This is a genomic window from Dactylosporangium sucinum, from assembly GCF_014647515.1.
GTDB classification, from domain to species: domain Bacteria; phylum Actinomycetota; class Actinomycetes; order Mycobacteriales; family Micromonosporaceae; genus Dactylosporangium; species Dactylosporangium sucinum.
This window is the reverse complement of record NZ_BMPI01000014.1, coordinates 57442-82778: the sequence shown is the minus strand read 5'-3', so window position 1 is coordinate 82778 and position 25337 is coordinate 57442. Positions and strand designations below refer to the sequence as shown.

Genomic DNA, 25337 nt, shown 5'->3' with positions numbered 1-25337 from the left:
CATGACGGATGTCATGACCTCCAGGGGGCCAGCGCGACCTCGGTCGCGCGTTCGACGGTCCGCTGCAGCTCGGCCGGGTCCCCGGGGTGACCGTCCTTGAGCAGCATCTGCAGCGCCGCGGTGACCGCCCCGACGAACGCGCCGGTGAGCGCGGCGGCCGTCACCGGGTCGAGCCGGTCGGGGAACGCCGCCGCCAGGTGCGTCGCGATCTGCAACTGGGCGTCCGCCTGCACCTGCAGCGCATGCCCGCGTACCGAGGGCACCTCCATGATGAACCTGAGTCGCAGGGCGGCGAGCCGGCTGGTCAGGTCGTCGCTGTCCGCCCCGACGATCCGCAGCGCCCGCAGCAGCACCTCGGCCGGCCCCTCGTGCGGCGCCCGGGTGGCGATCGCGTGCACGGCCGCGGCGATGCGGGCGTCGCCCTCCGGGAAGAGCACGTCCTCCTTCGTCGGGAAGTAGCTGAAGAAGGTCCGCGTGCCGATCTCGGCCGCCGCGGCGATGTCGGCGACGGTCGTCCGCTCGTAGCCGTCCCGCTCGAACAGCTCGACCGCGGCGTCGACGACCGCCTGCCGGGTCCGCTCCCGCTTGCGTTCGCGCAGTGTCACGGTACCGAATGATAACCGCATTCGGTGTGAGCCTGCACTCGTTGCAATTCTGCACTGAGTGCAGCTATCGTCGGGACATGACCCAGACGGTGCTCATCTCCGGGGCCGGCGTGGCCGGTCCGACCCTCGCCTACTGGCTGGCCCGCCACGGCTTGCGCCCGACGGTCGTCGAGCGCGCGCAGGGCACCCGCTCCAGCGGCAACCCGGTCGACGTGCGCGGCCCCGCGCAGCCGGTGGCCACGGCGATGGGCGTGCTGCCGCAGTTGCGCTCGCTGGCGACGCGGGCCACCGCGATGCGGGCCGTCGACGCCGCCGGCCGCACGCTCGCCCGCCTCCCCATGAGCCGCAATCCGGACGACGTGGAGATCCCGCGGGCGGACCTGGCCCGGGTGCTGTACGAGGCGGCGCGCGACCACGCCGAGTTCCGCTTCGACGACACCGTCACGTCCCTCACGCAGGACGCGGGCGGCGTGGACGTGACCTTCGACCGCGCCCCGGCCCGGCGCTTCGACCTGGTGGTCGGCGCGGACGGCCTGCACTCGCAGGTCCGCCGCCTGGCGTTCCCGGCGTCGGCGGTGCGCGTCGAGCACCTGGGCGTCTACGTGGGCACCCTGCCGGTCGTCGGCGACGAGGACCCGGACGTGCTGCTCTACAACGAGCCGGGCCGGCTGGCCTCGCTGCACCCGTCCCGCGAGCGCTCCCTGGCCGCGTTCATCTACCGCGCCCCGGAGGTGCCGGACTTCGACCACCGCGACGCCGCCCAGCACCGCATGCTGCTGCGGAAGGCCTACGCGGGCGCCGGCTGGCGCGTCCCGGCGCTGCTGGAGCAGGTTTCGGCGACGGACGAGCTGTACTTCGACGCCGTGAGCCGGGTGCGCATGCCGACCTGGTCCTCGGGCCGGGTCACGCTGCTCGGCGACGCCGCCTCCTGCGTCTCGCTGTTCGGCGAGGGTTCGAGCCTGGCGATGGCGGGCGCGTTCGCGCTGGCGTCGGCGCTGGCCTCGTCGTCGTCCGTCGAGACGGCCCTGCGCCGGTACGAGGCGACGCACCGCGCGCTGACCGGCCCGCGCCAGCGGCACGCGGGCCGGGCGGCGACGCTGCTCATCCCGAAGACGCGGCTGGGCATCGCGGCCCGCAACGCGGCCGCCCGCACGCTGCTGCGCGCCGCCTGACCGCCCGGCCGCGCCGCGGCGCTGGCGGCCCGGGTTTTCCACAGACGTTGGTCGATCTACCCTCAGTTCGATCTCGCGATGCGAGGGTAGATCGACCAACGTATGTGGGTGTGTGGGTGGGGCGGCCGCCCAGGGTCGTCGGCGGCGCTGTCTGGCGGGTCGGTGCGGTGTCCGCGCTCGTCTTCTGTAGACGTTGGTCTATCTACCCTCGGGATTCGAGATCGACATGAGGGTAGATCGACCGACGCCTGTGCGGACGCGGCTGGGTGCGGTGCCGGGGTGTGGGTAGGCTGAGGGCGTGATCGGGCGGCTGACCGGATACGCGCACGGGGGCGGGTGTGCCTGCAAGATCCCGCCCGGGGAGCTCGAGGCCGTCGTCGGCGGGCTCGTCGGCGGCGCGGCGCCGGTCGGGCCGGGGGAGCTGCTCGTCGGGCTCGACGACGGGGACGACGCCGCCGTGGTGCGGATCGAGGGCGGCACCGCCGTCGTGGCCACCGCCGACTTCTTCACGCCCGTCGTCGACGACCCCTACGACTGGGGGCGGATCGCGGCCGCCAACGCGCTGTCCGATGTGTACGCGATGGGCGGGCGGCCCGTCGTGGCCGTCAACCTGCTGGCCTGGCCGCGGGACGTGCTGCCGATGGAGCTGGCCGCCACCGTGCTGGCGGGCGGCCTCGACGTCGCCCGGGAGGCGGGCTGTCACGTCGCGGGCGGGCACTCCGTCGACGACCCCGAGCCGAAGTACGGCATGGCGGTCACCGGGCTCGCCGACCCCGACCGGCTGCTGCGCAACGACCGCGGGGTGGCCGGGGTGCCGCTCACCCTCACCAAGCCGCTCGGCATCGGCGTGCTCAACAGCCGGCACAAGGCCACCGGCGAGGTCTTCCCGCAGGCCGTCGCCGCCATGACGCGGCTGAACCGGGCCGCGTCGGAGCAAGCGCTCGCCGAGGGCGTCGTCTGCGCCACCGACGTCACCGGGTTCGGGCTGCTCGGGCACCTGCACAAGCTGGCCCGGGCCAGCGGGGTGACCGCGGTGGTCGACCACGCGGCCGTGCCGTATCTCGACGGCGCCCGCGAGGCCCTGCGCGACGGGTTCGTCAGCGGCGGCACCCGCCGCAACCTCGACTGGGTCCGCCCGCACCTCGACGGCGGGGCGGTCGGCGAGGACGAGCTGCTGCTGCTCGCCGACGCGCAGACGTCGGGCGGGCTGCTGGTCGCCGGCGAGCTGCCCGGCCACCCGGTCATCGGCGAGCTCGTGCCCGGCGACGGGGTGACCCTCCGGGTCCGCTGACCCGTCCGGGCGTCATCGATATCGATCTGATCGGACGATCCGCGCCGCCCTTCTCCGGCCCATATGATCACCAATCCGTCCGGCTGATCAACTGGGGATGCGGGTGGGCAGGGAGTACTCCGTTCCGGAGCGCCTCGGTGGCTTCGGGGCCGGCGTCGCGGCCGCGGCCGCGCTCTGGCCCGGGTTCACCGCGCACACCGGGCTCGGGGTGCCGTGCCCGCTGCGGTGGCTGACCGGCGTGCCGTGTCCGGGCTGCGGGCTGACGACCGCGGCCGTGGACCTCGTGCACGGCCGCGTCGGTGACTCGCTCGCCGCCAACCCGGCGATCGTCGGCCTCGCCGTGCTCACCGTGGTGACGGTGCCACTCGCCGTCCTGCGGCGGGCCGGCGTGCTCGCCCCGCCGGTGCCCTGGTCCCCCCGGGCCCGGCGGCGGACGGAACTGGCCATGCTCGCGGCCGCCGCCGCGAGCTGGGTTTTCCAGCTGCACCGCTTCGGCTTCGTGTAACGCGCACGGAGCAATCACCCCCTTCGCAAGGAGCAGCATGAACTACGCCAACTGGGGACAGCGTGTCGGCGCGTACATCGTCGACATCATCCCCGCCGCGATTCTCAGCGGCATCGGCTACGCCATCGACGGGCCCAAGGTGAACGCCGACGCCACGATGGAGGGCATGGGCGCGATCTACTGGATCTGCGTCCTGCTCGCCTTCGCCTGGACGGTCTACAACCGCTGGATCCTCGGCGGCCAGGGCGCCAGCATCGGCAAGAAGGCGCTCGGCCTGCGGCTGAGCAAGGAGCAGACCGGCCAGCCGCTCGGCGCCGGCGGCGCCTTCGTGCGCGACCTCGCGCACATCGTCGACAGCATCATCTGCCTCATCGGCTACCTGTTCCCGCTGTGGGACCAGAAGCGGCAGACCATCGCCGACAAGATCGTCGGCTCGCTGGTCGTCAAGGCCTGACGCCGGTCACGTGGTGGGGTCGCGCTGCGGCTCCACCACGTACCGCGGGTCCTTCGTGGACTCGACCCCGGCCTCGAAGATGCCGAAGCGGGTGGCGAGCGAGCCGGCCAGCAGCGCCGCCCCCGACAGCGCCGACAGCACCCGGCTGCGCCGGCCGAGCAGCGCCCCCGCCGCCCCGGCCAGGTTCAGGGCCCGGGCCGCCCGCAGCAGCCGGCCCGCCCGGCCGGTGCGGAACGGCTCGCTGAGCAGGCCGTGCCCGGTCTCGATCCGGTGCGTGACGGCGACCTCCAGGGCCGCGCCGGCCACGGCCATCGCCCGGGCCGGGCCGCCCTCCCGCACCGGGGCGGCGATAAGGCCGACGGCGGCCCCGCTGGCGAGGGCGCTGCCGGCGAACGCGAACGGCAGCTCGCGGTAGGGCTCGTGCCACGACGGCACCGCCGTGTCGGCGACCAGGACCGCCGTGTAGGTGGCCAGGCCCGGCGCGAGCGCGGCGGCGCCGAGCCCGGCGGCCCGGCCGGCGCCGCGCACGAACCGGCTGCGCGGGCGCAGCTCGGCGGTCGCGGCCAGGCCGGCGGCGCCGCCGAACGCGCTGAGCAGCCAGGTGCCGACCGACATCGGCGAGGTCGGCTTGGCCACCCGCAGCATGTGGTGGAACCGCTCGGGGCGGCCCAGGTCGTTGATGAGGAAGTACGTGCTGGCGCCGAGCGCGGCGACGGCGGCCGCCCGCGCCGCGCGCCGGGTCACCGGGCGGCCGGTCAGGTCGGCGCCGGCCGCGAGCAGGGCGCTGCCGGCCGCCAGCCCGCCGGTGAAGAGGTACGCCGGGATGTCGTGCTTCCAGACGGGCGCCTTGAGGATCGGCCTTCCGTAGTACGAGGTCATCGGCGCCTTCCCAGGAACGACACCACGACGGCCGCCGCCATGGTGAGCGCGGCCAGGCCCGCGTGCTTCCACATGTCCGGCAGGTCGCGCGTGGTGGCGACCGGGGCGGGCGGCAGGCCGTACACCTCGGGCTCGTCGAGCAGCAGGAAGAACGCGCCCTGCCCGCCCACGCCGTCGTCGGGGTCGTGGCCGTAGAGGCGGGCCCGCGGGTCATCGAGCGCCTCGAGCCGGGCCGCGGCCCGCTCGCGCAGCTCGTCGAGCGGCCCGAACTGGATCGACTCGGTCGGGCACGCGGTCGCGCAGGCCGGGCGCAGGTCCGCGCCGAGCCGGTCGTAGCACATCGTGCACTTCCAGACGCGGCCGTCGCCCTCGCGGCGGGCGATCACACCGTACGGGCAGGCGCTCACGCAGTAGCCGCAGCCGTTGCAGATGTCGGCCTGCACGACGACGGTGTCGAACTCGGTGCGCAGCAGCGAACCGGTCGGGCACACGTCGAGGCAGGCCGCGTGCGTGCAGTGCTTGCACACGTCGGAGGCCATCAGCCAGCGCATCCCGCCGTCCGGCGCGGAGGTCGGCTGCTCGATGAACGCGACGTGCCGCCACGAGTTGGCGTCGAGCTGGCCGGTGTTGTCGAACGACATGCCGAGCAGGTCGAGGCCGTCGGCCGGGATCGCGTTCCACTCCTTGCAGGCGACCTCGCACGCCTTGCAGCCGATGCAGACGCTGGTGTCGGTGAAGAAGCCGACGCGCTCCACGGGTTGTGAGGTCATTGCCCGGCCCGCCGCACGTAGTCCTCGACCAGGGCCCGCACGGCCGCGCCGCGGGGGCGCCGGCCCGGCCGGATGTCGCAGGTGCCCACCTTGCTCTCCTGGATCAGCACGTTGGGGTCGAGGGTGACGCCGATGAGGTCGTTCGCCGAGTCGCCGGTGGTCAGGCCGGAGCCGCCCCAGTGGTACGGCAGCCACACCTGGTGCACCGGGCGGCCCTCGACCCGCAGGGGGCGCAGCCGCTCGGTGACCAGCACCCGGGCCTCGACGCAGGCCCGGCCGGTGACGACGTGGGCCCAGCCGAGGTGCTCCAGGCCCCGCTCGGCGGCCAGCGCCGGGGACACCTCGACGAACATCGCCGGCTGCAGCTCGGCCAGGTAGTCGAGGGTGCGGCTCATCCCGCCGGCGGTGTGGTGCTCGGTGAGGCGGCTGGTGGTGAAGACGTACGGGAAGACGCCGCTCCCGACCGGGTGCACCGGGTTGTCGGGCCGCCGGTACTGCTTGCGGGCCGGGTTCGCCTGCTGCCGGTACAGCGGGTTGGCGACCGGCGACTCGGCCGGCTCATAGTGGGCCGGCAGCGGCCCGTCGACCAGCCCGCTCGGCACGAACAGCCACCCCTTCCCGTCGCCCTGCATGATGAACGGGTCGTCCCCGGCGATCGCGGCCGGGCCGCTGGCGCCGTCCGGCGGCCGGTACGACGGCGGCTTCGTCCGCTCGAAGTCCGGCACGTCCGGGCCGGTCCACTCGCCCCGCTCCGGGTCCCAGTAGACGTACCGCTTGCGTTCGCTCCAGGGGCGGCCCTCGGGGTCGGCCGAGGCGCGGTTGTACAGCATCCGGCGGTTCGCCGGCCAGGCCCAGCCCCACTCGGGCGCGACGCTGCTCTGCTCCGTGCGGGGCTTGCGGCGGGCCGCCTGGTTCACCCCGTCGGCGTACACCCCGGAGTAGATCCAGCAGCCGCAGGCGGTGGACCCGTCGTCCTTGAGGGCGGTGAAGCCGGGCATCGGGTCGCCGGTGGCCACGTCGAAGCCGTTGATCTCCCGCAGTACCGCCGATGCGGAAGGCTCGTCGTGGGCGCCTTCGACAGGATAGTCCCAGGCCAGGTCGTGCACGGCCTGGTGCTTCGGATCGGTCGACCCGGCGAGGCGCTGCTTGACGAGGCGGCCGAGGTGGTAGAAGAACCACAGCTCGGAGCGGCAGTCACCCGGCGGGTCGACGGCCTTCTCCCGCCACTGCAGCAGCCGCTGGGTCTGCGTGAACGTGCCCTCCTTCTCCACGTGGGAGGCGGCGGGCAGGAAGAACACCTCGGTCGCGCACTCCTCGGGCACGATCTCGCCGGACTCGACCTCGGGGGAGTCCTTCCAGAACGTCGCCGACTCGATCATGTAGAGGTCGCGGACGACGAGCCAGTCGAGCTTGGCCATGCCGAGCCGCTGCGCCCGGCCGTGCGCCGAGCCGACGGCCGGGTTCTGCCCGAGCAGGAAGTAGCCCTTGACCTTCCCGTCGATCATGTCCAGCACGGTCCGGTAGGTGCCGTGGTCGCCGGTCAGCCGGGGCAGGTGGCCGTAGCACCAGTCGTTGTCCGCGGTCGCGGCGTCCCCGAAGTACGCCTTGAGCAGGCTCACCGCGAACGCCTTCGCGCCGCCCCAGAAGCCCTTCTGCCCGGGGTGGCGGATCGCGTCGACCCACTGGCCGAACGTCTCGTGCTGCTCGTGGTGCGGCATCGGCAGGTACCCCGGCAGCAGGTTGAACAGCGTCGGGATGTCGGTCGAGCCCTGGATGCTGGCGTGGCCGCGCAGGGCCATGATGCCGCCCCCGGGCCGGCCCATGTTGCCGAGCAGGAGCTGGATGATCGCGCCGGTCCGGATGTACTGCACCCCGACCGAGTGCTGCGTCCAGCCCACCGAGTACACCAGCGCGGTCGTGCGCTCGCGGCCCGAGTTGCGCGTCCACGCCTCGCACACCCGGGCGAACTGCTCCTGCGGGACGCCGCAGGTCGCTTCGACCATTTCCGGGGTGTACCGCGCGAAGTGCCGCCTCAGGATCTGGTACACGCACCGGGGGTGCCGCAGGGTCTCGTCCCGCTCGGTCCGCGCCGGGATCGGCGGGCCGTGCGACTCGTGCTGCATCGCCGCCGCGGTCTCCCGGTGCGCGTGCGTGTGCTCGCCGCTGTCGTGCCCCGCGTACTGCCAGCTCGTCGAGTCGTAGGCGCCCGTCTGCGGGTCGAAGCCGGAGAACAGCCCGTCGAGGTCCTCGGTGTCGCGGAAGTCCTCGCCCACGATCGTGGCCGCGTTCGTGTACGCGACGACGTACTCGCGGAAGTCGAGCTCGTTGCTCAGGATGTGGTTGACCACACCGCCGAGGAACGCGATGTCCGACCCGGCCCGGATCGGCACGAACATGTCGGCGGCGGCGCTGGTGCGGGTGAACCGGGGGTCGACGTGAATGACCGTCGCACCCCGCTGCTTGGCCTCCATCACCCACTGGAAGCCGACCGGGTGCGCCTCGGCCATGTTCGAGCCCTGGATCACGATGCAGTCAGCGTTCGCCAGGTCCTGCTGGAACCCCGTGGCGCCGCCGCGACCGAAGCTGGTCCCCAGACCGGGGACGGTGGCGGAGTGTCAAATGCGCGCCTGGTTCTCGATCTGCAGGGCGCCGACCGCCGTGAACAGCTTCTTGATGAGGTAGTTTTCCTCGTTGTCGAGGGTCGCCCCACCCAGGCTGGCGATGCCGAGCGTGCGGTTGAGCGGCCGCCCCTCGTCGTCGCGCTGCTCCCAGGTCTCCTCCCGGGCCTCGACCACCCGATCGGCGATCATGTCGAGGGCGACGTCGAGGTCCAGGTCCTCCCACTCGGTGGCATACGGTCGCCGATACCGCACTTTCGTCTGCCGCAGCGGGCTGGTCACCAGGCTCTTGCTGGCCGAGCCCTTGGGGCACAGCCGCCCGCGCGAGATCGGGCTGTCGGGGTCTCCCTCGATCTGGGTGACCTTGCCATCCTTGACGAAGACCTGCTGCCCGCACCCGACGGCGCAGTAGGGGCACACCGACCGGGCCACGGAGTCGGCCTGCACCGTGCGCGCGACCAGCGCGTCGGTCCGCGCCGACCGCACCGCCTCGCCGCGCCCGGTCGGGTCGGCGCCGGTCAGCTGCCGGTAGACCGGCCAGCGCCGCAGCCACTCCATGGCCCAGACTCTACTAGGCTGGTTCGCCGCGCGCCTGGTGCTGCTGTCGGACACCCACGCCCCGCGCTCCACGTTCCCGCCGGTGCTGTGGCCGCTGGTGTCGGCCGCCGACCTCGTGGTGCACGCCGGCGACTGGATGACGGCGTCGCTGCTCGACGAGCTGCCGGCAACACCGCGGCGTTGAGCCCGGATTCATGATCCATGGAGAGTTCTGGTCGCCATGGCAGCCAGAAGTCTCCATGGATCATGGGCGGCCGGGTGCGGCGCCGGCCAGCAGAGCGCGGGCGTAGACGAGGGACTAGGTCGCGCAGGGGAGCGGCTCCAGGGCGAAGCGCTGGGTCAGCCACGGCAGCAGGCGCTGGTAGACGACGATCGTGTCGGGCTGGCCGTTGTCGTGCGACAGCACGATCGAGCCCGGGCGGACGTGGCGCTGGACGTCGCGCACGACCCGGGCGATGTGCGCCTGGGCGTTGGCGTCCGGCTTGTGGTTCCAGTCCTGCGGGTCGACGTCCCAGTAGATCGACTCCATGCCGAGCGACTTCGCCTTGGCGACCAGCTCCGGCGTGAAGTTGCCGCCCGGGGCCCGGAAGTACCGCACCGGCACGTCCGGGCCGACCGCCGCGTGGATCATGTCGTTGGTGTGCCTGAGGTCCCAGTCGATGTACCCGGGCTCCCGCTTGGCCAGGTTCAGCAGGTGCTGCCACGAGTGGTTGCACAGCGTGTGACCGTCGGCGGCGATCTGGCGCACCAGCTCCGGGTGGTCGCGGACGCGGAAGCCGACCATGCAGAACGTCGCCTTCACGTGGTGCTCCCGCAGCACCTGCAGGATCCGCGGGGTGTTCACCGGGTCGGGGCCGTCGTCGAAGGTCAGCGCCACCGCCTGGGTGCCCGTGTGGGTGAGCGAGCCGGCCACGCCCTTGCCGGGGCCGGGCGCGACCCCGCCCGCCGTCGACGGCGGCGCCGCCACGGTCGGTGACGGGCTCGGCGGCGCGGCGGACGGCTCCGGCGACGGCTGCGCGGCCGCCGACGGCATCGCCGACCGGCTGGTGGCAGGCCCACCGTCGTGGCGGCCGGACGCACCGAGCAGTACCAGCACGGCCACGACCAGCAGCCCGGCCGCGGTCTGGCGGGTCTGGCGTCGGGTCACTGGGCAACACCCTTTCGTCGATCCGCCGGGCCACGCTAGCGGAGGTCCACCCGGAAGTGAAACTCCGCGACGGTCCGTGGCGGTCGTAGAGTGGCGGGGTGACCAGGCAGGTGCCCGTGGCGCTGCTCGCGCACCTGCGGCGGGCCCGCGACCACATCGACCGCAACTACCAGACGCAACTGGACCTCGACCAGGTTGCCGCGGTGGCGGCGGTTTCGAAGTACCACTTCGTGCGCTGCTTCGAGGCGACCTACGGCGAGACGCCGATGCGCTATCTGACCCGCCGCCGGATCGAGCGGGCGCAGGACCTGCTGCGCTCGGCCAACCTGACGGTCACCGAGATCTGCATGCTGGTCGGCTTCACCAGCCTCGGGTCGTTCTCGACCCGGTTCACCCGGCTGGTGGGGGAGAGCCCGGTGGCGTATCGCGACCGCTGGGCCCAGAAGGGCACCGCGCACGTCCCGGGCTGCTGGCTGTTCATGTGCGGGGTGCTGCGAACACCGGAAAGCAATTCTGGAGAAGCGCCGAGCGGAACACGGACCGTAACCTCAGGCCCGTGATTACCAACATCTCGCTCGTCACCGTGTACTGCCTCGACCAGGACGCCACCCGCGACTTCTACGTCGACGTGCTCGGCTTCGCCCCCGGCACCGACGTCACCATGGGTGAGGGCTTCCGCTGGGTGACCCTGCGTCACCCCAGCCAGCCCGAGCTGGAGGTGACCCTCATGACGCCCGGCCCGCCGCTCGACGAGGACGCGGCCGCGTTCGTGCGCCGCCAGCTGGAGAAGGGGTCGATGGGCGGCCTCGGCCTGAGCGTCGACGACTGCCGCAAGACCTTCGAGGAGCTCAGCGCCAAGGGCGTGACGTTCCTGCAGGAGCCGGCCGAGCGGCCGTACGGGGTGGAGGCCGTGATGCGCGACAACACCGGCAACTGGCTGGTGCTCGTCGAGCCCCGTGACTTCACCCCGGACGACTTCAAGTAGTCAGCTCCGCTGCCAGAGCGCGGGGACGTTCGGCGGCTCCCAGCCGGTCATCGACGTGTGGGCCTGCAGGCACCGGTAGGCGACCCCGCCGTAGGTGACCTGCGCGCCCACCGCATACGCGACCCCGGGCGCCCAGGTACCCCCGGGCGTCGACGGCGGTGTCGACGGGGGCGTCGTCGGCGGTACGCCCGGCACGTCCAGGACGAAGTCGAACGACGCCTGGCCCGGGCGGACGGTCATGAGCAGCCGCGGGTCGTACAGCGTGTCGGTCGAGTTGCGCGGCTCGCCCGGGAAGTACAGCTGCGTGGTCAGGATCGGCCGGTTCGGCGCCTGGACCTTCACGTGGATGTGCCGCGTGCGCCCGGGGTACAGGCCCGGGACGATCGTCGTGAGCCGGTAGGCGCCGGTCGCGTCGGTGAACTGGTGGCCGCGCAGCCGGAAGCCCACGTTGTCGTAGGCGCCGTTGGTGTCGGCCTGCCAGAAGTCCAGCAGGGCGCCGGCGATGGGCTGGCACGCGGTACCGAAGACGTAACCGCTGACCGTGAGGGCCGTGCCCGGCAGGCCGGTCGCGATCGCCGTGCGCAGCGGGGAGTTGGGCTTGAAGTACGGGCCCTCGATCTGGGGTGGCGTCTCGTCGTCGCCATCGTCGCACATCGGCGTCGGATGCAGCGGTACCGACGACGCGGCGGGAACGGCGGCGAGCAGCAGCGGCGCCGGTGCCGCGACGAGCGCGGCGCGGAGCAGTTGCTTGCGGGTGAAGCCGTGCGGCTGCGGGGTCATGCGGCCTCCAATAGGACTGCGGGGGTCTCCCGGACGCCGACCGTACGGCCCGTCATCAGTCCCGGTCGATGGACGCAACGCCGCCGTCATGGTGTTTTCCGCGGTACCGGCCCGGCGTCACGCCCACCTCGCGGCGGAAGAAGCGGCAGAAGTACGCCGGATCCGCGAAGCCGACCGCGCGGGCCACCTGCGCGACGGTCAGCGAGGTGCGGGCGAGCAGCCGCCGGGCCTCCAGGGCCTGCGCGCGGCGGATCAGCCGGCCGGGCGGCTCGCCGGTCGACGCCTTCACGGCCTCGGTGAGGTGGCTGGTCGACACCCCCAGGCGGGCGGCGAACGCCTGGACGGTTGCGTCGGCGAGGACGGGACGGGCCAGCAGCCGGCCGAAGTCCTCGGCGATCCTTGCCGCCGCGGTGGTACCCCTGGAGCCCGCATCGGCGCCGTCGAGCCGGCGGGCCTGCAGGACGAGCACGTGCAGCAGGGCGGGGAGCACCTCGGCGAACCCGGCCGGGCGCAGGTGGTACTCCTCGGTCATCGTGGCGAGCAGCGCCTCGAACCGGCGGGCCTGCGCGGGGCCGGGCCGCAGGACGGCCGGCCCGGGCAGCGTGCGGGCGGCGTCGGGGTAGGCGTCGTCGGTGAACACGAGCACCCACCCGTCCACGCCGCCGGCGTCCTGCCAGTGGTGCACCTGCCCGGGCCGCACGACGAACAGCTGCGGCGGGCGCAGCGGGTGCGCCTCGAGGTCGACCACGTGCACGCCGGTGCCGCGGGTGAGGTACACGATCTCGTGGAACGCGTGCCGGTGCGGGAACGCGGCGCGCGCCATCGGCCCGAACCAGTCGAACGACCCGATCGCGAACGGCAGCGGCGCGGGGTCGGGCACCTCCAACTCGTGGCGGGGGAACACTGGACACCTTCCGTTAAGTTTCCTTACAGTATGGCGGACATGCACGCCGGTCAATGCGGAACTTTCACCGGCGGCACGCGGCCGGGCCCGGTTACCGGCCGGTTTCGTTGCGGCGGCGGCGCGGCCGTCCGCATGCTCGGTTCCCCCGACTTCGGCAACGGAGGACACTGTGGACGATCGACCGATGTGGTGCCCGAGCCGCCGCGCGCTGCTCGCCGGCCTCGGCGCGACCGGATTCCTGACGGCGTGTTCGTCGGCCCCGGCGGCCACCCCGCCATCGTCGCCCCCTGCTTCGGACGCTCCCGCGGGCGCCGCTTCGGGCGCCGCTTCGGGCGCTGCTTCGGGCGCTTCGACGGCGCCCGCGGCGGCGGCGCTCGCCGACGTCTCGGCCGTGCCCGTCGGCGGCGGCACCGTCGTCGACGGCGTGCTCGTGGTGCAGCCGGAGACGGGCGTCTTCAAGGCGTACGACGCGGCCTGCCCGCACAAGGGCGTCAAGGTCACGGCGCCGGAGCAGGGCGTGGCGACCTGCCCGGCGCACAACTCGACGTTCGCGATCAAGGACGGCGCCCGGCTGAGCGGCCCGGCCACCCGCGGACTGACCGAGATCCCCGTGCAGGTGCGCGACGGGCGGATCCTGCGCGCCTGACGGTGCCGATCGGCGGGTGGCGGGCATTGACCGACGGCCACGGCGCCCCGCCGCCGGGGCGCGGCGACCGCCGGGTCAGGCCGGTGACGCCGGCGCCGGTCTCGCTGGCGCCGGGCTCGCTGGTGACGCTGACCAGCCGGTGGTGGACGCCCACTCCTCGGCGGCGACGACGACGAGGTCGACGACCGGGTCCTTGACGTCGGTGTAGGTGTCGGCGTCGTCCACGGCGTCGGCGAGCGCGGTCTTGAACGCGCCGTACGCGGGCACCGCCGCCGGGTGCGCGCGGAACCAGTCGCGGAACAGCAGGGCCAGCCGCTCGTTCGGCGAGCCGGCCAGCCGGACGTGCAGGTTGACCGGCTCGGCGCCGCCGCGGTTCCAGTACCGCTTGCGCCACGCGTCGGGAAAGTCGGTCCGCCCGGCCGGCACGTGGTCGTGCTCGTACGGCCGGCGCGTGAAGCCCAGCCGGGCCAGGGGCGGGTCGAACGCGGCGGCGGCCGCGTCCAGGTCCGCCACGCTGACCTGCAGGTCGTACACCGGCTTCGCGGCCATCCCGGGGATCGCCGTGCTGCCGATGTGCTCGACGCGCAGGGCGAGCGGGCCGAGCGCCGCGCGCAGCCCGGCGGCGACCTCGGCGGCCCGGCGCGGCCAGGAGTCCTCGGGGGCGGCGAGGACGACCGGGGTCACGACTGCGCCGCCCGCTTGCGCCGCCGGCCCTCGTGCATCGCCTGGACGCGGGGGATCGGGATGGTGCGGCCCTCGGCGACGAGGTCGTCGGGGAGGCGCTGCGGCGCCGGCATCCGCTCGTCCCACGGGTCGGCCGCGCCGAGCAGCGCCGGCGCGGTGTGGACGGTGAAGTCGGCCGGCCGCACGTCGTCGAGCGCGTCCCAGGCCAGCGGGAACGAGACGGGGACGCCGGGGCGCAGGCGCGGGCTGTACGCGGCGACGACCGTCGCCCCGCCGGCCCGCGTCGGGTCGAGGAACACCTTGCCGTGCCGGTCCTCGCGGATGAACGCGGTCGTGGCCAGCGCCGGGTCGAGCCGCTCGGCCCGCGCCGCGACCGCCCGGGTCGCCGCGGCCACGTCGTCGACCGCCCAGTGGCCGTCGATCGGCACGAACACGTGCAGGCCCTTGGCGCCGCTGGTCTTCACCGCGCCCTCCAGGCCGGCCTCGGTGAGCACGGCGCGCACCAGCCGCGCGGCGGCGACGGCGGTGCCGAAGGAGTCCCCCTCCGGCGGGTCCAGGTCGAGCACGAGGTGCGTGGTGTGCGTCCAGTCCGGGGTGCGCACCAGGGTCGGGTGGTACTCCACCGACCGCTGGTTGCCGAACCAGAGCAGTGTCCGGCGGTCGTTGCACAGCGCGTAGGCCACCTCGCGCTGGGAGGACTCGGCCCACATCCGCACGGTGCGCACCCAGTCCGGCGTGTACTTCGGGACATTCTTCTGCATGAATGCGTCCTGCCCCCGCATGATCCGCACGACCGACAGCGGCCGGTCGTGCAGCACCCGGATCAGGCGCTCGTGGACCGCGTCGAGGTAGTCGACCAGGTCGCGCTTCGTCGCACCGGCCCCCTCGAACAGCGGCTGGTCCAGGTTGGTGAGGGCGACCCCGTCGCGCTCCTCGGACGTGCTCACCGTGCCACCGTACCGCCGCGTGATCGGACTCTCTACGATCGTGGAGCCCGGCCACCCCCGTGAGGAGCGAACCACCATGCCCGCTGGCGTCACCATCACCACGCACGACGTCGCACACCTCTCCGGCTGCGACCCGCGGACCGCGCTGGTGGTGAAGGACGGCTCGAAGTACTGGCGGACCGAGGCCGACGGCGTCGCGGCCGGCACCGTGCTCGCCGACGGCGCGGTGGTCCTGCTCAGCCACGCCGAGCTGGTCGACGGCACCGCCGACGCGGACTGGACCGGCGAGGGGTGGTCGCGGGAGCTGCGCCCGGAGGCCGCGGCGCAGGTCGCCGAGCGGCTCAACGCGCCAGCGGCATGAACACCGCCGCCGCGATCGCCGCGCCGAGCACGGCCCCGGCGACCGTCTGAGCGGCCGTGTGGTCGCCGAGCCGCACCCGGGACCAGCCGATGACGGCGACGAGGAGCGCGCCCGCGGCGAGCAACGGTCCGAAGAGGACGGTCAGCGCGGTCACCGCGCCCGCCGAGACGGCGGTGTGCGCCGACAGCTTCCACCGCAGGTTGACCAGCGTCGTGCCGAGCAGCACCAGCAGCATCACGACGACCATCGCGACGAGCTCGCCGGGCGCGTCCGCGACGACGAGCAGGCCGAGGCCGGCGAGCACGGACGCGAGCCCGATCGCGAGCGGCGCCCGGCGCTGCTCGCGCTTGCCGATGTGGTGGTCGGTCAGCCGGCCGCGCCGGACGCCGAGCCAGATCACGCCGTACGGCACGGCGGCCGTGAACAGCACCGTGACGAGGCCCCACCAGGGCGCGCCGGCGTGCAGGCCGACGACGACCGGCATGGCGGCGGCCCACACCGCGGGTGCGAACGCCTCGGTGACGGCCCGCGCGACGCGGTGCTCCGCCGGCTTCCCCGTGTCGACGATCATCGACGGATGGTACCGAGCGCCCGGTCGAGGAACGCCGCCACCGTGCGGATGAGCGCGACCCGCCGGCCCGAGAGCGCGTGGTCGGCGTCGAGCGTGACGTGCTCCAGCCGCGGGTTGCCGCCGTACGCCGCCACCGACCGGTTCGATCGCGTCACGGTAGCAGGTGATCGAACCGTTCGGTACTATATGGGCCATGCCGGTGGCGAAGGGCGCAGCGCTCGATCCCGAGCGGACCAGGGCCGACATCCTGACCAAGGCGACCGGGCTGTTCTACGAGCGGGGCCTCGACGGCATCGGCGTGGCCGAGCTGTGCCAGGCGGTGGGGGCGTCGAAGGAGACGCTGTACCGGCACTTCGGCTCGAAGGAGGGCCTGGTCCGGGCGGTGCTGGAGCGGCGCAGCGACCGGGTGACGGCCTGGCTGCGCGCCGCGGCCGAGGCGGCCGGCGACGACCCGTTCGAGCAGCTCGACGCGGTGTTCGACGCGCTGGGTGGCTGGCATGCGGAGCCGGGCTTCCGGGGCTGCGCGATCCTGAACGCGGCCGCCCAGCACCACGAGGACCCGCCGCGAGCGGTCGCGGCCCGCCACCTGGACCGCCGCCTGGAGCTGCTGACCGGCATCGCCGCGCGGGCCGGGGTGGCGGACCCGGCGGAGACGGGCCGCCAGCTGCTGATGCTGGTCGCGGGCGCGACGACGGTGGCCGACCACCACGGGGACCGGACCGCGGCGGCGTCCGCGAAGCGCGCCGCACACGTCCTGCTGCGGGCCGGCTGACGGTCTCGCCGCGCCGCGCACTCGCGCATTCGTTGTTGCCGTTTCTGAGCGTTTGCTGCACGAGCGATGGCCCCCGTGCGGCGTTGTCCGTGCGGCGTTGTTCCTGCCGAGGGCGATGACCTAGTTTCCTAGGATGCCGAACGCGGTGCGGCGGGCGCCACTGGCCAGCCGGGCGCCGACAGCAGCACAGCCGGCGTCGAGGTCGAAGACGTGAGCGAACAAAGCGGCGTCAGCGTCGGCGACGTAAGTGAACAAGGCGGCATGAACGTCGGAGACGTGAGCGAACAAAGCCGCGTTGACGTCCGGGATCGGCAGGGCCTTCCCGCGCCGAACGTTGCGGCGCGGGAAGCCAACCGTGCGGTCTAGGAAGCCGGCGCCGACTCGGACTGGACCAGGTCGGCGTTGATGGCGGCGGCCGCCTTCAAGCCGGCGCCCGCAGCCACGATCACCTGCGCCATCAGGTCGGACACGTTGCCGGCCGCCCAGACGCCGGGCACGTCGGTGGCGCCCATCGGGTCGGCGGCGATGTACGTGCCGATCACCTCGCCCCCGAGCTCCATCGGCGTCGGCTTCAGGCCCAGCGACTCCAGGAACGCGGCCCGGGCCGTCATCCGGGACTGGACGACCACCGCGGCGCGGGGGACCAGCTCGCCCGAGGCCAGGCGCACGCCCTCGTCCTCCACCGCGGCGACCCGGCCCTCGACGATCCGGACACGGCGCGCGTCCAGTTGTGCCAGCTCGGACGGCTCCGGGAGCGGGCGCTCGTGCAGGAACAGCGTCACGTCCGGGGTCCACTGGCGCCACATGAGCGCGCCGTGGACGGCCAGCGGGCTGCTGGCGACGACGCCGATCGGCTGGTCGCGGACCTCCCAGCCGTGGCAGTACGGGCAGTGCAGCACCGTGCGGCCCCACCGTTCGGCGACGCCGGGGATGGCGGGCATCTCGTCGACCAGGCCGGTCGTCACCAGCAGGCGGCGCGCCTCCACCGCGTGCCCGTCGTCCAGCGTGAGGCGGAAGGCGCCGTCGTCCAGCCGGTGCGCGTCGGTGACGGTGCCGGACAGGAAGCTCCCGCCGTACCGTTGGATCTCGGAACGGCCGATCGACAGCAGCTCGCCGGGCGGGGTGCCCTCGCGGCCCAGGTAATTGTGCACACCGCCCGCGGGGGCGTTGCGCGGCTGGCCGGCGTCGATGACCAGAGGGTTGCGGCGGGCGCGGGCCAGGGTCAGCGCCCCGCTGAGGCCGGCCGCGCCGGCGCCGATGATGACCACGTCATGTCTCATACGCCGACTGTGCGCACGTGGGTGGCCGAGCGGCAAAGGTTCTTGCCAGAATGGCGAAATGGACCAGGTGGGGGCGCGGCTGCGGGCGCTGCGCGGGGAGGCGACGCTCGCGGAGCTGTCGGCGGAGACGGGGATCTCGGTGAGCACGCTGTCGCGGCTGGAGCTGGGGCAGCGCAAGCCGACGCTGGAGCTGCTGCTGCCGCTGGCGCGGGTGCACCGGGTGACGCTGGACGACCTGGTCGGGGCGCCGCCGACGGGGGATCCGCGGGTGCATGCGCGGCCGATGGTGCGGGGCGGGGTGACGTATGTGCCGCTGAGCCGGCGTCCGGGCGGGGTGCAGGCGTTCAAGCTGGTGTATCCGCCGGGGACGCCGGGCTGCGATCCGGCGCCGAAGGTGCACGAGGGGTACGAGTGGCTGTACGTGCTGGCCGGGCGGCTGCGGCTGGTGCTCGGGCAGCACGACGTCGTGCTGGGGGAGGGCGAGGTGGCGGAGTTCGACACGCAGGTGCCGCACTGGTTCGGCAATCCGGGGCCGGGGACGACGGAGGTGCTGAGCCTGTTCGGGCCGCAGGGGGAGCGGATGCACGTGCGGGCGCGCCCGAAGCGCTGAGCGTCAGCCGGCGATCGATCCGCAGGCGCCCCAGCCGTCGGCCCGGGCGACGATCCGGCCGTCCCGCACGCGCAGGGCCGTCTCGGTGACGTCGGTGACCGTGTCGATGCCGGCGCCGCGGGCGAGGACGCCCTTGTCGTCGACGACGACGTGCAGGGCGGGCCAGTGGTCCGGCGGTACCGCGGCGCGCAGGTGGTTGCGCAGCTCGGCCAGCGACAGCCGGGCGAGCGGTGCCAGCTCGGCGGGCTGGTCGGTGACCACGGCGAGGGTCGTCTCGTGGCCGGCGCGCAGCGCGTCCTCGATGTTGGCGAGGCGGTGCAGGCCGAGGACGGCGACGATGCCGTCGTGCGGGGCGAGCGGCCCGGTGCCGAGGTGGTCGTCGGCGGCGGGCAGCCACCAGCGGGGTGCCGGGTCGGGCCGGTGGGCGGGCGCGGGGTCGAGGTGCACGCGGCGGCGGTTGGCGTGGTCGAGGTCGAGGTCGGCGAGGGCCTGGCAGGCGCGGACGGTGTCGAAGGGGTCGCCGAAGCCGGGTGCGGCGGCGGCGAGCTGTGCGGTGCCGTGCAGCAGGGTCAGGGCGGCCTGGGCGAGGCGGACCCGGCTGACGGGGAGGTCTTCGAGGTGTTCGAGGGCGAGCCCGAGCACGATCGCGTCGAGGAGCTTGAGCTGCGCGAACGGCAGGCGGGTCAGCTGGTCGGCGGCGACCTCGGCCATGAGTTCGAGGCCGAGCAGGGAGGCGTCGGTGCGGGTGGCCATGGGCAGGCGGGCGGCCCACTCGCGGGCCAGGTTGCCGAGGGCGTCGCGGACCGTGGCCGCGCTCGTGCGGTCGGGGGGCGCGACGGTGGCGGCGTCGACGGCGAGGACCTCGAAGTACAGGGCGCGCTTGCCGGGGAAGTTGGAGTAGACCGCGCCGCGGGTGAGCTCGGCGCGGTCGGCGATGGCGTCGATGCGGGCCTCGCGGTAGCCGCGTTCGGCGAACTCGAGGCGGGCGGCGTCGACGATCCGGGCGCGGTTGCGTTCCTGCATGTCGGTGCGGCTGAGACGGGGCACGCCGGGCAGGATACCGCCATCATCCAGATGATGTGAACATTCGGATGGTGTCGGTCAGGATCGCGGTCACCCGGTGCAGCGAGTCGAGGGTCACCCACTCGGTGGCGGCGTGGGCGCCGCCGCCGTCGACGCCGAACAGCACCGCGGGGACGCCGGTCGCCTCGAGCAGCGCGCAGTCGGTCCAGAACGGCTCGCCGCGCTCGGTCGGCGGCCGGCCGAGGTGGTCGGTGGCCGCGGCCCGCAGGGCGGCCCGGGTCGCCGAGTCGCCGGCCCGGAACGGCTGCCGTTCGAAGGTGATCGCCAGGTCGTAGCCGTGCTCGGTGGTCGCGTCGAGGACGGCCCGCAGCTCCCGCTCGACGGTGGCGGCGTCCTCGCCGGGGATCGTGCGGCGCTCCAGGCCGAGGAGTTGCTCGCCGAGGCGCTGCACCCGTACCCGGACGATCTCGTCGTCGCCACCAAGGGCGGCCGGATCTGCGTCGGGGGCGAGTGGTTCGACCTGGGCCGGCCCGAGTACCTGCGCCAGCAGGCCGAGCTGAGCCTGCGCCGCCTGCGGGTCGAGACGATCGAGCTGTACCAGCTGCACCGCGTCGACGCGACGGTGCCGCTCGAGGACCAGGTCGGGGCGCTGCGCCGGCTGCGGGACGAGGGCAAGGTCCGGCGGGTCGGGCTGTCCGAGGTCACCGTCGAGCAACTGCGCGCCGCGCAGGCGATCGTGCCGATCGCGAGCGTGCAGAACCGGTACAACATGAGCGACCGCGCCTCCGAGGACGTCCTGGAGTACTGCGAGCGCCACGGCATCGCGTTCATCCCGTGGCGCCCGGTCGCGCCGGCGGGGGACAAGGCGGCCGCGCTGGCCTGGCTGCTCGACCGCTCGCCGGTGATGCTGCCCATCCCCGGCACGTCGTCGATGCGGCACCTGGAGGAGAACCTGGCGGTCCGGCCCGCGGCAGGACACGGACCCCGCGGACGGAAACCTCAGACGTAAGGTGTCAGCATGACCCAAGCCCCTGTCGCGGCGGAGCGGCGCGTCGGTCTGCGGTCGGAGCGCGGGCCGGTCCTGGCCTCGGTGATGCTGACGACCGGGCTCGTCGCGCTCGACAGCACGATCATCGCGACCGCCGTGCCGTCGGTCGTGCGGGACCTCGGCGGCTTCGCGCACTTTCCCTGGCTCTTCTCCGTCTACCTGCTCACGGCGGCGGTGACGACGCCGCTGTACGGCAAGCTGGCCGACATGCTCGGCCGGCGGCCGGTGATGTTCTTCGGCATCGCCGTGTTCCTCGCCGGCTCGGTCCTGTGCGGCGCGGCCTGGAGCATGCTGACGCTGATCATCGCGCGGGCCGTGCAGGGCATCGGCGCGGGCGCGATCCAGCCGATGAGCATGACGATCATCGGCGACCTGTACACCGTGGAGGAGCGGGCCCGGGTGCAGGGCTACGTCGCCGGGGTGTGGGGCGTGTCGTCGGTCATCGGGCCGACCCTCGGCGGCGTCTTCTCGGAGTACCTCTCCTGGCGCTGGATCTTCTTCGTCAACCTCCCGCTCGGGCTCGCCGCCGCCTGGATGCTGGCCCGGCACCTCAAGGAGCGGGTCGAGCGGCGCCGCCACCGCGTCGACTACCTCGGCGCGGGCCTGCTGGTCAGCGGGTGCAGCCTGCTCATCCTCGGCACCCTGGAGGGTGGCGTCACCTGGGCCTGGGCGTCGGCGCCGAGCATCGCGGTGTTCGCCGCCGGCGCGCTGCTCATCGCCGCGTTCGTGCTCGTCGAGCGGCGGGTCGCCGAGCCGGTGCTGCCGCTGTGGGTGTTCCGGCACCGCACCCTCGTCGGTGGCAACCTCGCCTCCGTCATCGTCGGCGGGCTGCTCATCGGGCTCAGCTCGTACGTGCCGAACTTCGCCCAGGGGGTGCTCGGCGCCAGCGCCGTCGTCGCCGGGTTCGTCCTGGCGGCGATGACGCTCGGCTGGCCGATCGCGGCCACCCTGTCCGGGCACATCTACCTGCGCATCGGCTTCCGCAACACGGCGCTGCTCGGGTCCGTGGTCATCGTGGCCGGCACCGTCATGTGCGCGCTGCTGGGGCGGCACACCTCGATCGGCATGGTCGCCGTCGCGTGCTTCGTCATCGGCGTCGGGCTCGGGTTCACCTCCAGCCCGACGCTGGTCGCGGTGCAGTCCGTGGTCGGCTGGGAGCGCCGCGGCGTGGTCACCGCCACCAACATGTTCAGCCGGTCGATCGGCAGCGCGGTCGGGGCGGCCGTGTTCGGCGCGATCGCGAACACCACCCTGGAGCGGCGCTTCGCCGACGCGCCGCCGGACATCCGGCCGGAGCTCACCGGGGGCAGCGACGCGACGAGCCTGGTGCTGCGGGCCGGGCACGCGACCGGCGCCGTCGCCGACTACGTGCGCTCCAGCCTGTACGCGGCGACCCACCACGTGTTCATCGGGCTGGCCGTCGTCGGCGTGTTCGCCGTCGCCGCGCTGCTGCTCATGCCCCGCCGCACCGAACAGCTGCCGGCCGAGTGAGCGCGCCACACGGCACGGCTGCCGGCCGGATGCGGCGCGCCCTGGCGTTGGCGCTGGCCCTGCTCGTGCTCGCCGGGTGCGGCACCCGCCGCGAGGGCGACGAGGAGTCCGGCAGCGGCATCACCGCCCCGGAGGACGGCCGGCTCCCGCCGGCGCCGCACGCCACGGTCCTGTCGCACCCGGCCCCGTCGCGGTCGCCGTCGGTCTTCCCGGGCACGCCCCAGCCGACGTGCGTGGCCGGGCTGTCGGTCACCGTCGGCGGGTTCGACGCGGCGATGGGTCTCCGCGCGCTCGGCATCCGGCTGACGAACTGCGGCTCCAGCCAGTACCGTGTGCGCGGCGAACCGGCGGTCCGGCTCCTCGACGCCGAGCGCAAGCCGTTCGACATCACCGTCAACGCCGATGGCGCGCCGGCGCTGCCCGACCAGTATCAGGGGCCCGCGCCCGAGATCGTCCTGGCGCCGGGCGAGTCGGCGGCCGCGATGGTGCTGTGGCGCAACACCCTCACCGACTACACGACCGCCACCATGGGCACCTACCTGGAGGTCGTGCCCGGCCCGGGCCGGGCGCCGCAGCTGCTCACCGAGCACGGCCCCTACGACACCGGCAACACGGCCCGGCTGCGGGTGAGCCACTGGATCAGAGCCGGCCAGCCTCGATGATGCGCTGCAGGAACTGCCGGGTGCGGGGCTCGCGCGGCTCGCCGAGCACCTGCGCCGGCGGGCCCTGCTCGACCAGCACGCCGCCGTCGAGGAACGCGACCCGGTCGGCGACCTGCCGGGCGAAGCCCATCTCGTGCGTCGCGAGCAGCATCGTCATGCCGTCGGCCTTGAGGTCGCGGATCAGCGACAGGACCTCGCCGACCAGCTCCGGGTCCAGGGCCGAGGTCACCTCGTCGAGCAGCAGCAGCCGCGGTGCGTTGACCAGCGCGCGGACGATCGCGACCCGCTGCTGTTGGCCGCCGGAGAGCCGGTCCGGGTAGTCCCCGGCCCGCGACGCCAGCCCGACCCGGTCCAGCAGCGCCATCGCCTTGTCGCGGGCCTCGGCCGCCGGCAGGCCGTGCACGCGGCGCGGCGCCAGCGTCACGTTGTCCAGCACCGACATGTGCGGGAACAGGTTGAACGCCTGGAACACGATGCCGATGCGCTGGCGGACCTTGTCCGGGTTGACCCGCGGGTCGGTGATGTCCTCGCCGTCGAGGTGGATCGTGCCGTCGTCGAGCGGTTCGAGGAGGTTGACGCAGCGCAGCAGCGTCGACTTGCCCGAGCCGCTGGAGCCGATGAGCGCGACCACCTCGTGCTCGGCCACGTCGAGCGAGACCCCGCGCAGCACCGGCCGGGCGCCGAACACCTTGTGCAGGTCCGTGATCGACAGGACGGTGCTCACAGTCCCAGGTCTCCCGACTGGCGGCGGGCCGCCCGGAGCGTGACCCAGTCGGTCACGGCGATGACGGGGATCGCCAGCAGCACGAACAGCACGCCGGCGACCACGTACGGGGTGTAGTTGTAGGAGATCGACGTCTCGATCTGGGCGGCGCGGATCGCGTCGATCGGCCCGGCCAGCGAGATCAGGCCCACGTCCTTCTGCATCGCGACCAGGTCGTTGAGCAGCGGCGGAGCGACCCGGCGCACCGCCTGCGGGAGCACGACGTGGCGCATCGTCTGGCGGTACGTGAGCCCCAGCGACCGCGCGGCGGCCCGCTGCGACGGGTGGACCGACTCGATCCCGGCCCGGAACACCTCGGCGATGTAGGCGCCGTAGGTCAGCACCAGGGCGATCCCGCCGAGGACCAGCACCGACGGCGTGCCGGACAGCCGCAGCCCCGGCACCCCGAACGCGAACAGGTAGATGGTGATGACGAGCGGCAGGCCGCGGAAGGTGTAGGTGTACCCGCTCGCGAACGCCCGCAGCGGAAAGAACACCGGGGCGCGCAGCGTGCGCATGGTCGCGATGGCGAGCCCCAGCAGCACGGCCCCGGCGGCGCAGGCGAGCAGCAGCTGCACGTTGAGCCACAGGCCGCGCACGACCGCCGGGAACGCCTCCCGGGCCGAGCCGACGTCGAAGAAGCTGTCCCGGACCCGGTCCCAGCCCGGGGCGCCGGTGATCACGAAGTACAGCAGGACACCCGCGACGGCCGTGGACACGGCGGCGACCGCCACCGACAGATAGGTCTGCCGGCGGCGGTACGCCTCACGCTCGAGTTGTAACGGCGATGCTGTCCGGAGGCTCACGAGAGGGTCGGGGCGCCCTGGGTCGCCGAGAGCCACTGCTGCTCCAGCTTCTTGAGCGTGCCGTCGGCGCGCAGCGCGTCGACGGCCTGGCTGACGCAGCCGGTCAGCGGCGAGCCCTTGTCGAGGACCAGGCCGAACTGCTCCGGGGTGCCCGACGGCTGCGGCAGCTGCCCGACGATCACCGCGTCGGTGATCTCGGCGCCGGTGATGTAGAACGCCGTGGGCAGGTCGACGACGAGCCCGTCGATCTGGCCGTTCTGCAGCGCCTTCTTGGCGTCGTCGTTGTTGTTGAACACCGCCGGCTGGGCGTCGGGCTTCACGACCTCGGTGATCGACCGGTAGCTCGTGGTGCCGACCTGCGCGCCCAGCTTGGCCCCCTTGAGGTCGGCCAGCGTCTTCGCGCCGGCGATCTTGGAGGACTTCAGCGCGATGACGGTCTGCGTGACGTCATAGTACGGCGAGGAGAAGTCGACGGCCTTCTTGCGCTCGTCGGTGATGGAGAACTCGTTGATGTCGATGTCGTACGACTTCTTGCCCGGCGCGATCGCGTTGTTGAACGTGACGCGGGTCCAGACCACCTGGTCCTTGGTGTAGCCGAGCTGCTCGGCCACCGCGTAGGCGACGGCCGACTCGAACCCCTTGCCGTTGTCGGGCTTGTTGTCGTCGAACCACGGCGGGTACACGGGGTCGTCGGTGCCGACCGTCAGCTTGCCCGCGGCGAGGGTCTTGAGCTGCGCGGGCGAGCAGGAGCTCGCACCGCCGGAGGCGGCCGAACTGCCGGCGGCCGCCGGTTCGTCATCGGCCGGCGCGCAGCCGGCCACGGCGGCCAGGACGGAGGTGAGTCCGGCCGCGAGAAGGAGGGACGCGGGACGCATGGCGGCGATCGTACCCACCTGGCCGGTAGGGAATAGTCCTCACGTGCCGCGCATCACGCGCCGATCTTGCAGTTGTGGTGCCCGGACCCGCCGAGGTTGTCCGGGTTTGTGAGGCACCACAACTGCAAGA

At 73.5% G+C, this 25337-nt stretch carries 28 protein-coding genes and 3 pseudogenes; 14 read left to right on the top strand and 17 right to left on the bottom strand.

Annotated features, from left to right (window positions below):
- Positions 1–11: 11 nt before the first annotated feature.
- Positions 12–605 carry a TetR family transcriptional regulator gene (locus IEZ31_RS16450; protein WP_229835210.1) on the bottom strand — a complete coding sequence of 198 codons (594 nt, stop codon included), beginning with the start codon at positions 603–605 and terminating at the stop codon, positions 12–14.
- A gap of 77 nt (positions 606–682) precedes the next feature.
- Here IEZ31_RS16450 and IEZ31_RS16445 point away from each other — a divergent pair, with 77 nt between their 5' ends.
- The 4 genes from IEZ31_RS16445 (at position 683) to IEZ31_RS16430 (ending at position 4027) form a co-directional block, all read left to right on the top strand.
- Positions 683–1777 carry an FAD-dependent monooxygenase gene (locus tag IEZ31_RS16445; RefSeq protein ID WP_190250729.1) on the top strand — a complete coding sequence of 365 codons (1095 nt, stop codon included), beginning with the start codon at positions 683–685 and terminating at the stop codon, positions 1775–1777.
- A 298-nt stretch (positions 1778–2075) separates the two neighbouring features.
- A complete protein-coding gene (selD, locus tag IEZ31_RS16440; protein ID WP_190250728.1) occupies positions 2076–3068 on the top strand; it encodes a selenide, water dikinase SelD in 993 nt (330 codons plus the stop codon).
- Between the two features lie 97 nt (positions 3069–3165).
- A complete protein-coding gene (locus IEZ31_RS16435) occupies positions 3166–3573 on the top strand; it encodes a DUF2752 domain-containing protein (RefSeq protein ID WP_190250727.1) in 408 nt (135 codons plus the stop codon).
- A 37-nt stretch (positions 3574–3610) separates the two neighbouring features.
- On the top strand, positions 3611–4027 hold the full coding sequence (locus IEZ31_RS16430) for an RDD family protein (protein WP_190250726.1): 417 nt from the start codon (positions 3611–3613) through the stop codon (positions 4025–4027).
- A gap of 6 nt (positions 4028–4033) precedes the next feature.
- On the opposite strand, the gene nrfD is transcribed toward IEZ31_RS16430, so the two are convergent.
- The 3 genes and pseudogenes from nrfD to fdh form a co-directional block, all read right to left on the bottom strand.
- The gene (nrfD, locus tag IEZ31_RS16425; RefSeq protein ID WP_190250725.1) at positions 4034–4906 is read right to left on the bottom strand and encodes an NrfD/PsrC family molybdoenzyme membrane anchor subunit; all 873 of its coding nucleotides are present in this window, start codon (positions 4904–4906) and stop codon (positions 4034–4036) included.
- A complete protein-coding gene (locus tag IEZ31_RS16420) occupies positions 4903–5676 on the bottom strand; it encodes a 4Fe-4S dicluster domain-containing protein (protein WP_190250724.1) in 774 nt (257 codons plus the stop codon). Before IEZ31_RS16420 ends, nrfD begins: the two co-directional genes overlap by 4 nt.
- Before the next feature lie 2 nt (positions 5677–5678).
- A pseudogene (gene fdh / locus IEZ31_RS16415) lies at positions 5679–8852 on the bottom strand (formate dehydrogenase); the annotation flags it as partial.
- Here fdh and IEZ31_RS16405 point away from each other — a divergent pair.
- Complete coding sequence (locus IEZ31_RS16405; protein ID WP_190250722.1) at positions 8851–9036, top strand: metallophosphoesterase family protein; 186 nt, start codon at positions 8851–8853, stop codon at positions 9034–9036. The pseudogene fdh and the gene IEZ31_RS16405 sit on opposite strands and share 2 nt — an antisense overlap.
- Positions 9037–9150: 114 nt before the next feature.
- Here the strand turns inward: IEZ31_RS16405 and IEZ31_RS16400 are convergent, their stop codons facing one another.
- Positions 9151–9999, bottom strand: a complete 849-nt coding sequence (locus IEZ31_RS16400) for a polysaccharide deacetylase family protein (protein WP_229835207.1) — start codon at positions 9997–9999, stop codon at positions 9151–9153.
- 98 nt (positions 10000–10097) lie between these two features.
- Here IEZ31_RS16400 and IEZ31_RS16395 point away from each other — a divergent pair, with 98 nt between their 5' ends.
- Together IEZ31_RS16395 and IEZ31_RS16390 are read left to right on the top strand one after the other, a co-directional pair.
- A complete protein-coding gene (locus IEZ31_RS16395) occupies positions 10098–10559 on the top strand; it encodes a helix-turn-helix transcriptional regulator (RefSeq protein WP_229835201.1) in 462 nt (153 codons plus the stop codon).
- Complete coding sequence (locus IEZ31_RS16390; protein ID WP_190250721.1) at positions 10556–10984, top strand: VOC family protein; 429 nt, start codon at positions 10556–10558, stop codon at positions 10982–10984. The genes IEZ31_RS16395 and IEZ31_RS16390 overlap by 4 nt, the downstream gene beginning before the upstream one ends.
- Here IEZ31_RS16390 and IEZ31_RS16385 read toward each other — a convergent pair whose 3' ends face one another.
- Positions 10985–11764, bottom strand: a complete 780-nt coding sequence (locus tag IEZ31_RS16385) for a dioxygenase family protein (protein ID WP_229835199.1) — start codon at positions 11762–11764, stop codon at positions 10985–10987. It lies immediately after the preceding gene.
- A 55-nt stretch (positions 11765–11819) separates the two neighbouring features.
- A complete protein-coding gene (locus IEZ31_RS16380) occupies positions 11820–12668 on the bottom strand; it encodes a helix-turn-helix domain-containing protein (protein WP_229835197.1) in 849 nt (282 codons plus the stop codon).
- 169 nt (positions 12669–12837) lie between these two features.
- On the opposite strand from IEZ31_RS16380, the gene IEZ31_RS16375 reads away from it, so the two are divergent.
- Entirely contained in the window at positions 12838–13314 is a 477-nt protein-coding gene (locus IEZ31_RS16375) for a Rieske (2Fe-2S) protein (RefSeq protein WP_229835195.1), read from the top strand.
- A 75-nt stretch (positions 13315–13389) separates the two neighbouring features.
- Here IEZ31_RS16375 and IEZ31_RS16370 read toward each other — a convergent pair whose 3' ends face one another.
- Together IEZ31_RS16370 and ligD are read right to left on the bottom strand one after the other, a co-directional pair.
- Positions 13390–13998 carry a GrpB family protein gene (locus tag IEZ31_RS16370; RefSeq protein ID WP_190250719.1) on the bottom strand — a complete coding sequence of 203 codons (609 nt, stop codon included), beginning with the start codon at positions 13996–13998 and terminating at the stop codon, positions 13390–13392.
- Positions 13995–14945, bottom strand: coding sequence for a non-homologous end-joining DNA ligase (ligD, locus tag IEZ31_RS16365; protein ID WP_190250718.1), 951 nt, complete (start codon positions 14943–14945; stop codon positions 13995–13997). The genes IEZ31_RS16370 and ligD overlap by 4 nt, the downstream gene beginning before the upstream one ends.
- Positions 14946–14964: 19 nt before the next feature.
- Here ligD and IEZ31_RS16360 point away from each other — a divergent pair, with 19 nt between their 5' ends.
- The gene (locus IEZ31_RS16360) at positions 14965–15306 is read left to right on the top strand and encodes a hypothetical protein (RefSeq protein ID WP_190250717.1); all 342 of its coding nucleotides are present in this window, start codon (positions 14965–14967) and stop codon (positions 15304–15306) included.
- On the opposite strand, the gene IEZ31_RS16355 is transcribed toward IEZ31_RS16360, so the two are convergent.
- Both IEZ31_RS16355 and IEZ31_RS16350 read right to left on the bottom strand, forming a co-directional pair.
- Complete coding sequence (locus tag IEZ31_RS16355; RefSeq protein WP_190250716.1) at positions 15287–15877, bottom strand: phosphatase PAP2 family protein; 591 nt, start codon at positions 15875–15877, stop codon at positions 15287–15289. The genes IEZ31_RS16360 and IEZ31_RS16355 overlap by 20 nt on opposite strands.
- Positions 15874–16032, bottom strand: coding sequence for a hypothetical protein (locus IEZ31_RS16350; RefSeq protein ID WP_190250715.1), 159 nt, complete (start codon positions 16030–16032; stop codon positions 15874–15876). Before IEZ31_RS16350 ends, IEZ31_RS16355 begins: the two co-directional genes overlap by 4 nt.
- Positions 16033–16070: 38 nt before the next feature.
- Between IEZ31_RS16350 and IEZ31_RS16345 the strand changes: the two genes are divergently transcribed.
- Positions 16071–16649, top strand: a complete 579-nt coding sequence (locus IEZ31_RS16345) for a TetR/AcrR family transcriptional regulator (protein ID WP_190250714.1) — start codon at positions 16071–16073, stop codon at positions 16647–16649.
- A gap of 362 nt (positions 16650–17011) precedes the next feature.
- Here IEZ31_RS16345 and IEZ31_RS16335 read toward each other — a convergent pair whose 3' ends face one another.
- A complete protein-coding gene (locus IEZ31_RS16335) occupies positions 17012–17929 on the bottom strand; it encodes an NAD(P)/FAD-dependent oxidoreductase (protein WP_190250712.1) in 918 nt (305 codons plus the stop codon).
- A gap of 58 nt (positions 17930–17987) precedes the next feature.
- Between IEZ31_RS16335 and IEZ31_RS16330 the strand changes: the two genes are divergently transcribed.
- Complete coding sequence (locus IEZ31_RS16330; protein ID WP_229835192.1) at positions 17988–18539, top strand: helix-turn-helix domain-containing protein; 552 nt, start codon at positions 17988–17990, stop codon at positions 18537–18539.
- Between the two features lie 3 nt (positions 18540–18542).
- On the opposite strand, the gene IEZ31_RS16325 is transcribed toward IEZ31_RS16330, so the two are convergent.
- Both IEZ31_RS16325 and IEZ31_RS56630 read right to left on the bottom strand, forming a co-directional pair.
- Positions 18543–19586 (bottom strand): TetR/AcrR family transcriptional regulator, encoded by a 1044-nt coding sequence (locus IEZ31_RS16325; RefSeq protein WP_190250710.1) that lies wholly within the window; start codon positions 19584–19586, stop codon positions 18543–18545.
- A 19-nt stretch (positions 19587–19605) separates the two neighbouring features.
- Positions 19606–20136, bottom strand: a pseudogene (locus IEZ31_RS56630) (M20/M25/M40 family metallo-hydrolase); the annotation flags it as partial.
- Here IEZ31_RS56630 and IEZ31_RS16320 point away from each other — a divergent pair.
- The 3 genes and pseudogenes from IEZ31_RS16320 to IEZ31_RS16310 all read left to right on the top strand — a co-directional run.
- Positions 20041–20571, top strand: a pseudogene (locus IEZ31_RS16320) (aldo/keto reductase); the annotation flags it as partial. The pseudogenes IEZ31_RS56630 and IEZ31_RS16320 overlap by 96 nt on opposite strands.
- Positions 20572–20580: 9 nt before the next feature.
- Positions 20581–22101, top strand: coding sequence for an MDR family MFS transporter (locus tag IEZ31_RS16315; protein ID WP_190250709.1), 1521 nt, complete (start codon positions 20581–20583; stop codon positions 22099–22101).
- Positions 22098–22763: a DUF4232 domain-containing protein gene (locus tag IEZ31_RS16310; RefSeq protein WP_190250708.1), complete on the top strand. Its 666-nt coding sequence runs from the start codon at positions 22098–22100 to the stop codon at positions 22761–22763. The genes IEZ31_RS16315 and IEZ31_RS16310 overlap by 4 nt, the downstream gene beginning before the upstream one ends.
- Here IEZ31_RS16310 and IEZ31_RS16305 read toward each other — a convergent pair.
- Genes IEZ31_RS16305 through IEZ31_RS16295 form a run of 3 tightly spaced genes read right to left on the bottom strand, consistent with a single transcriptional unit; the run spans position 22741 to position 25207 of the window.
- On the bottom strand, positions 22741–23487 hold the full coding sequence (locus tag IEZ31_RS16305) for an amino acid ABC transporter ATP-binding protein (RefSeq protein ID WP_190250707.1): 747 nt from the start codon (positions 23485–23487) through the stop codon (positions 22741–22743). The two genes, IEZ31_RS16310 and IEZ31_RS16305, sit on opposite strands and share 23 nt — an antisense overlap.
- Entirely contained in the window at positions 23484–24332 is an 849-nt protein-coding gene (locus tag IEZ31_RS16300) for an amino acid ABC transporter permease (RefSeq protein ID WP_190250706.1), read from the bottom strand. The genes IEZ31_RS16305 and IEZ31_RS16300 overlap by 4 nt, the downstream gene beginning before the upstream one ends.
- On the bottom strand, positions 24329–25207 hold the full coding sequence (locus IEZ31_RS16295) for an ABC transporter substrate-binding protein (protein ID WP_190250705.1): 879 nt from the start codon (positions 25205–25207) through the stop codon (positions 24329–24331). Before IEZ31_RS16295 ends, IEZ31_RS16300 begins: the two co-directional genes overlap by 4 nt.
- Positions 25208–25337: the final 130 nt, after the last annotated feature.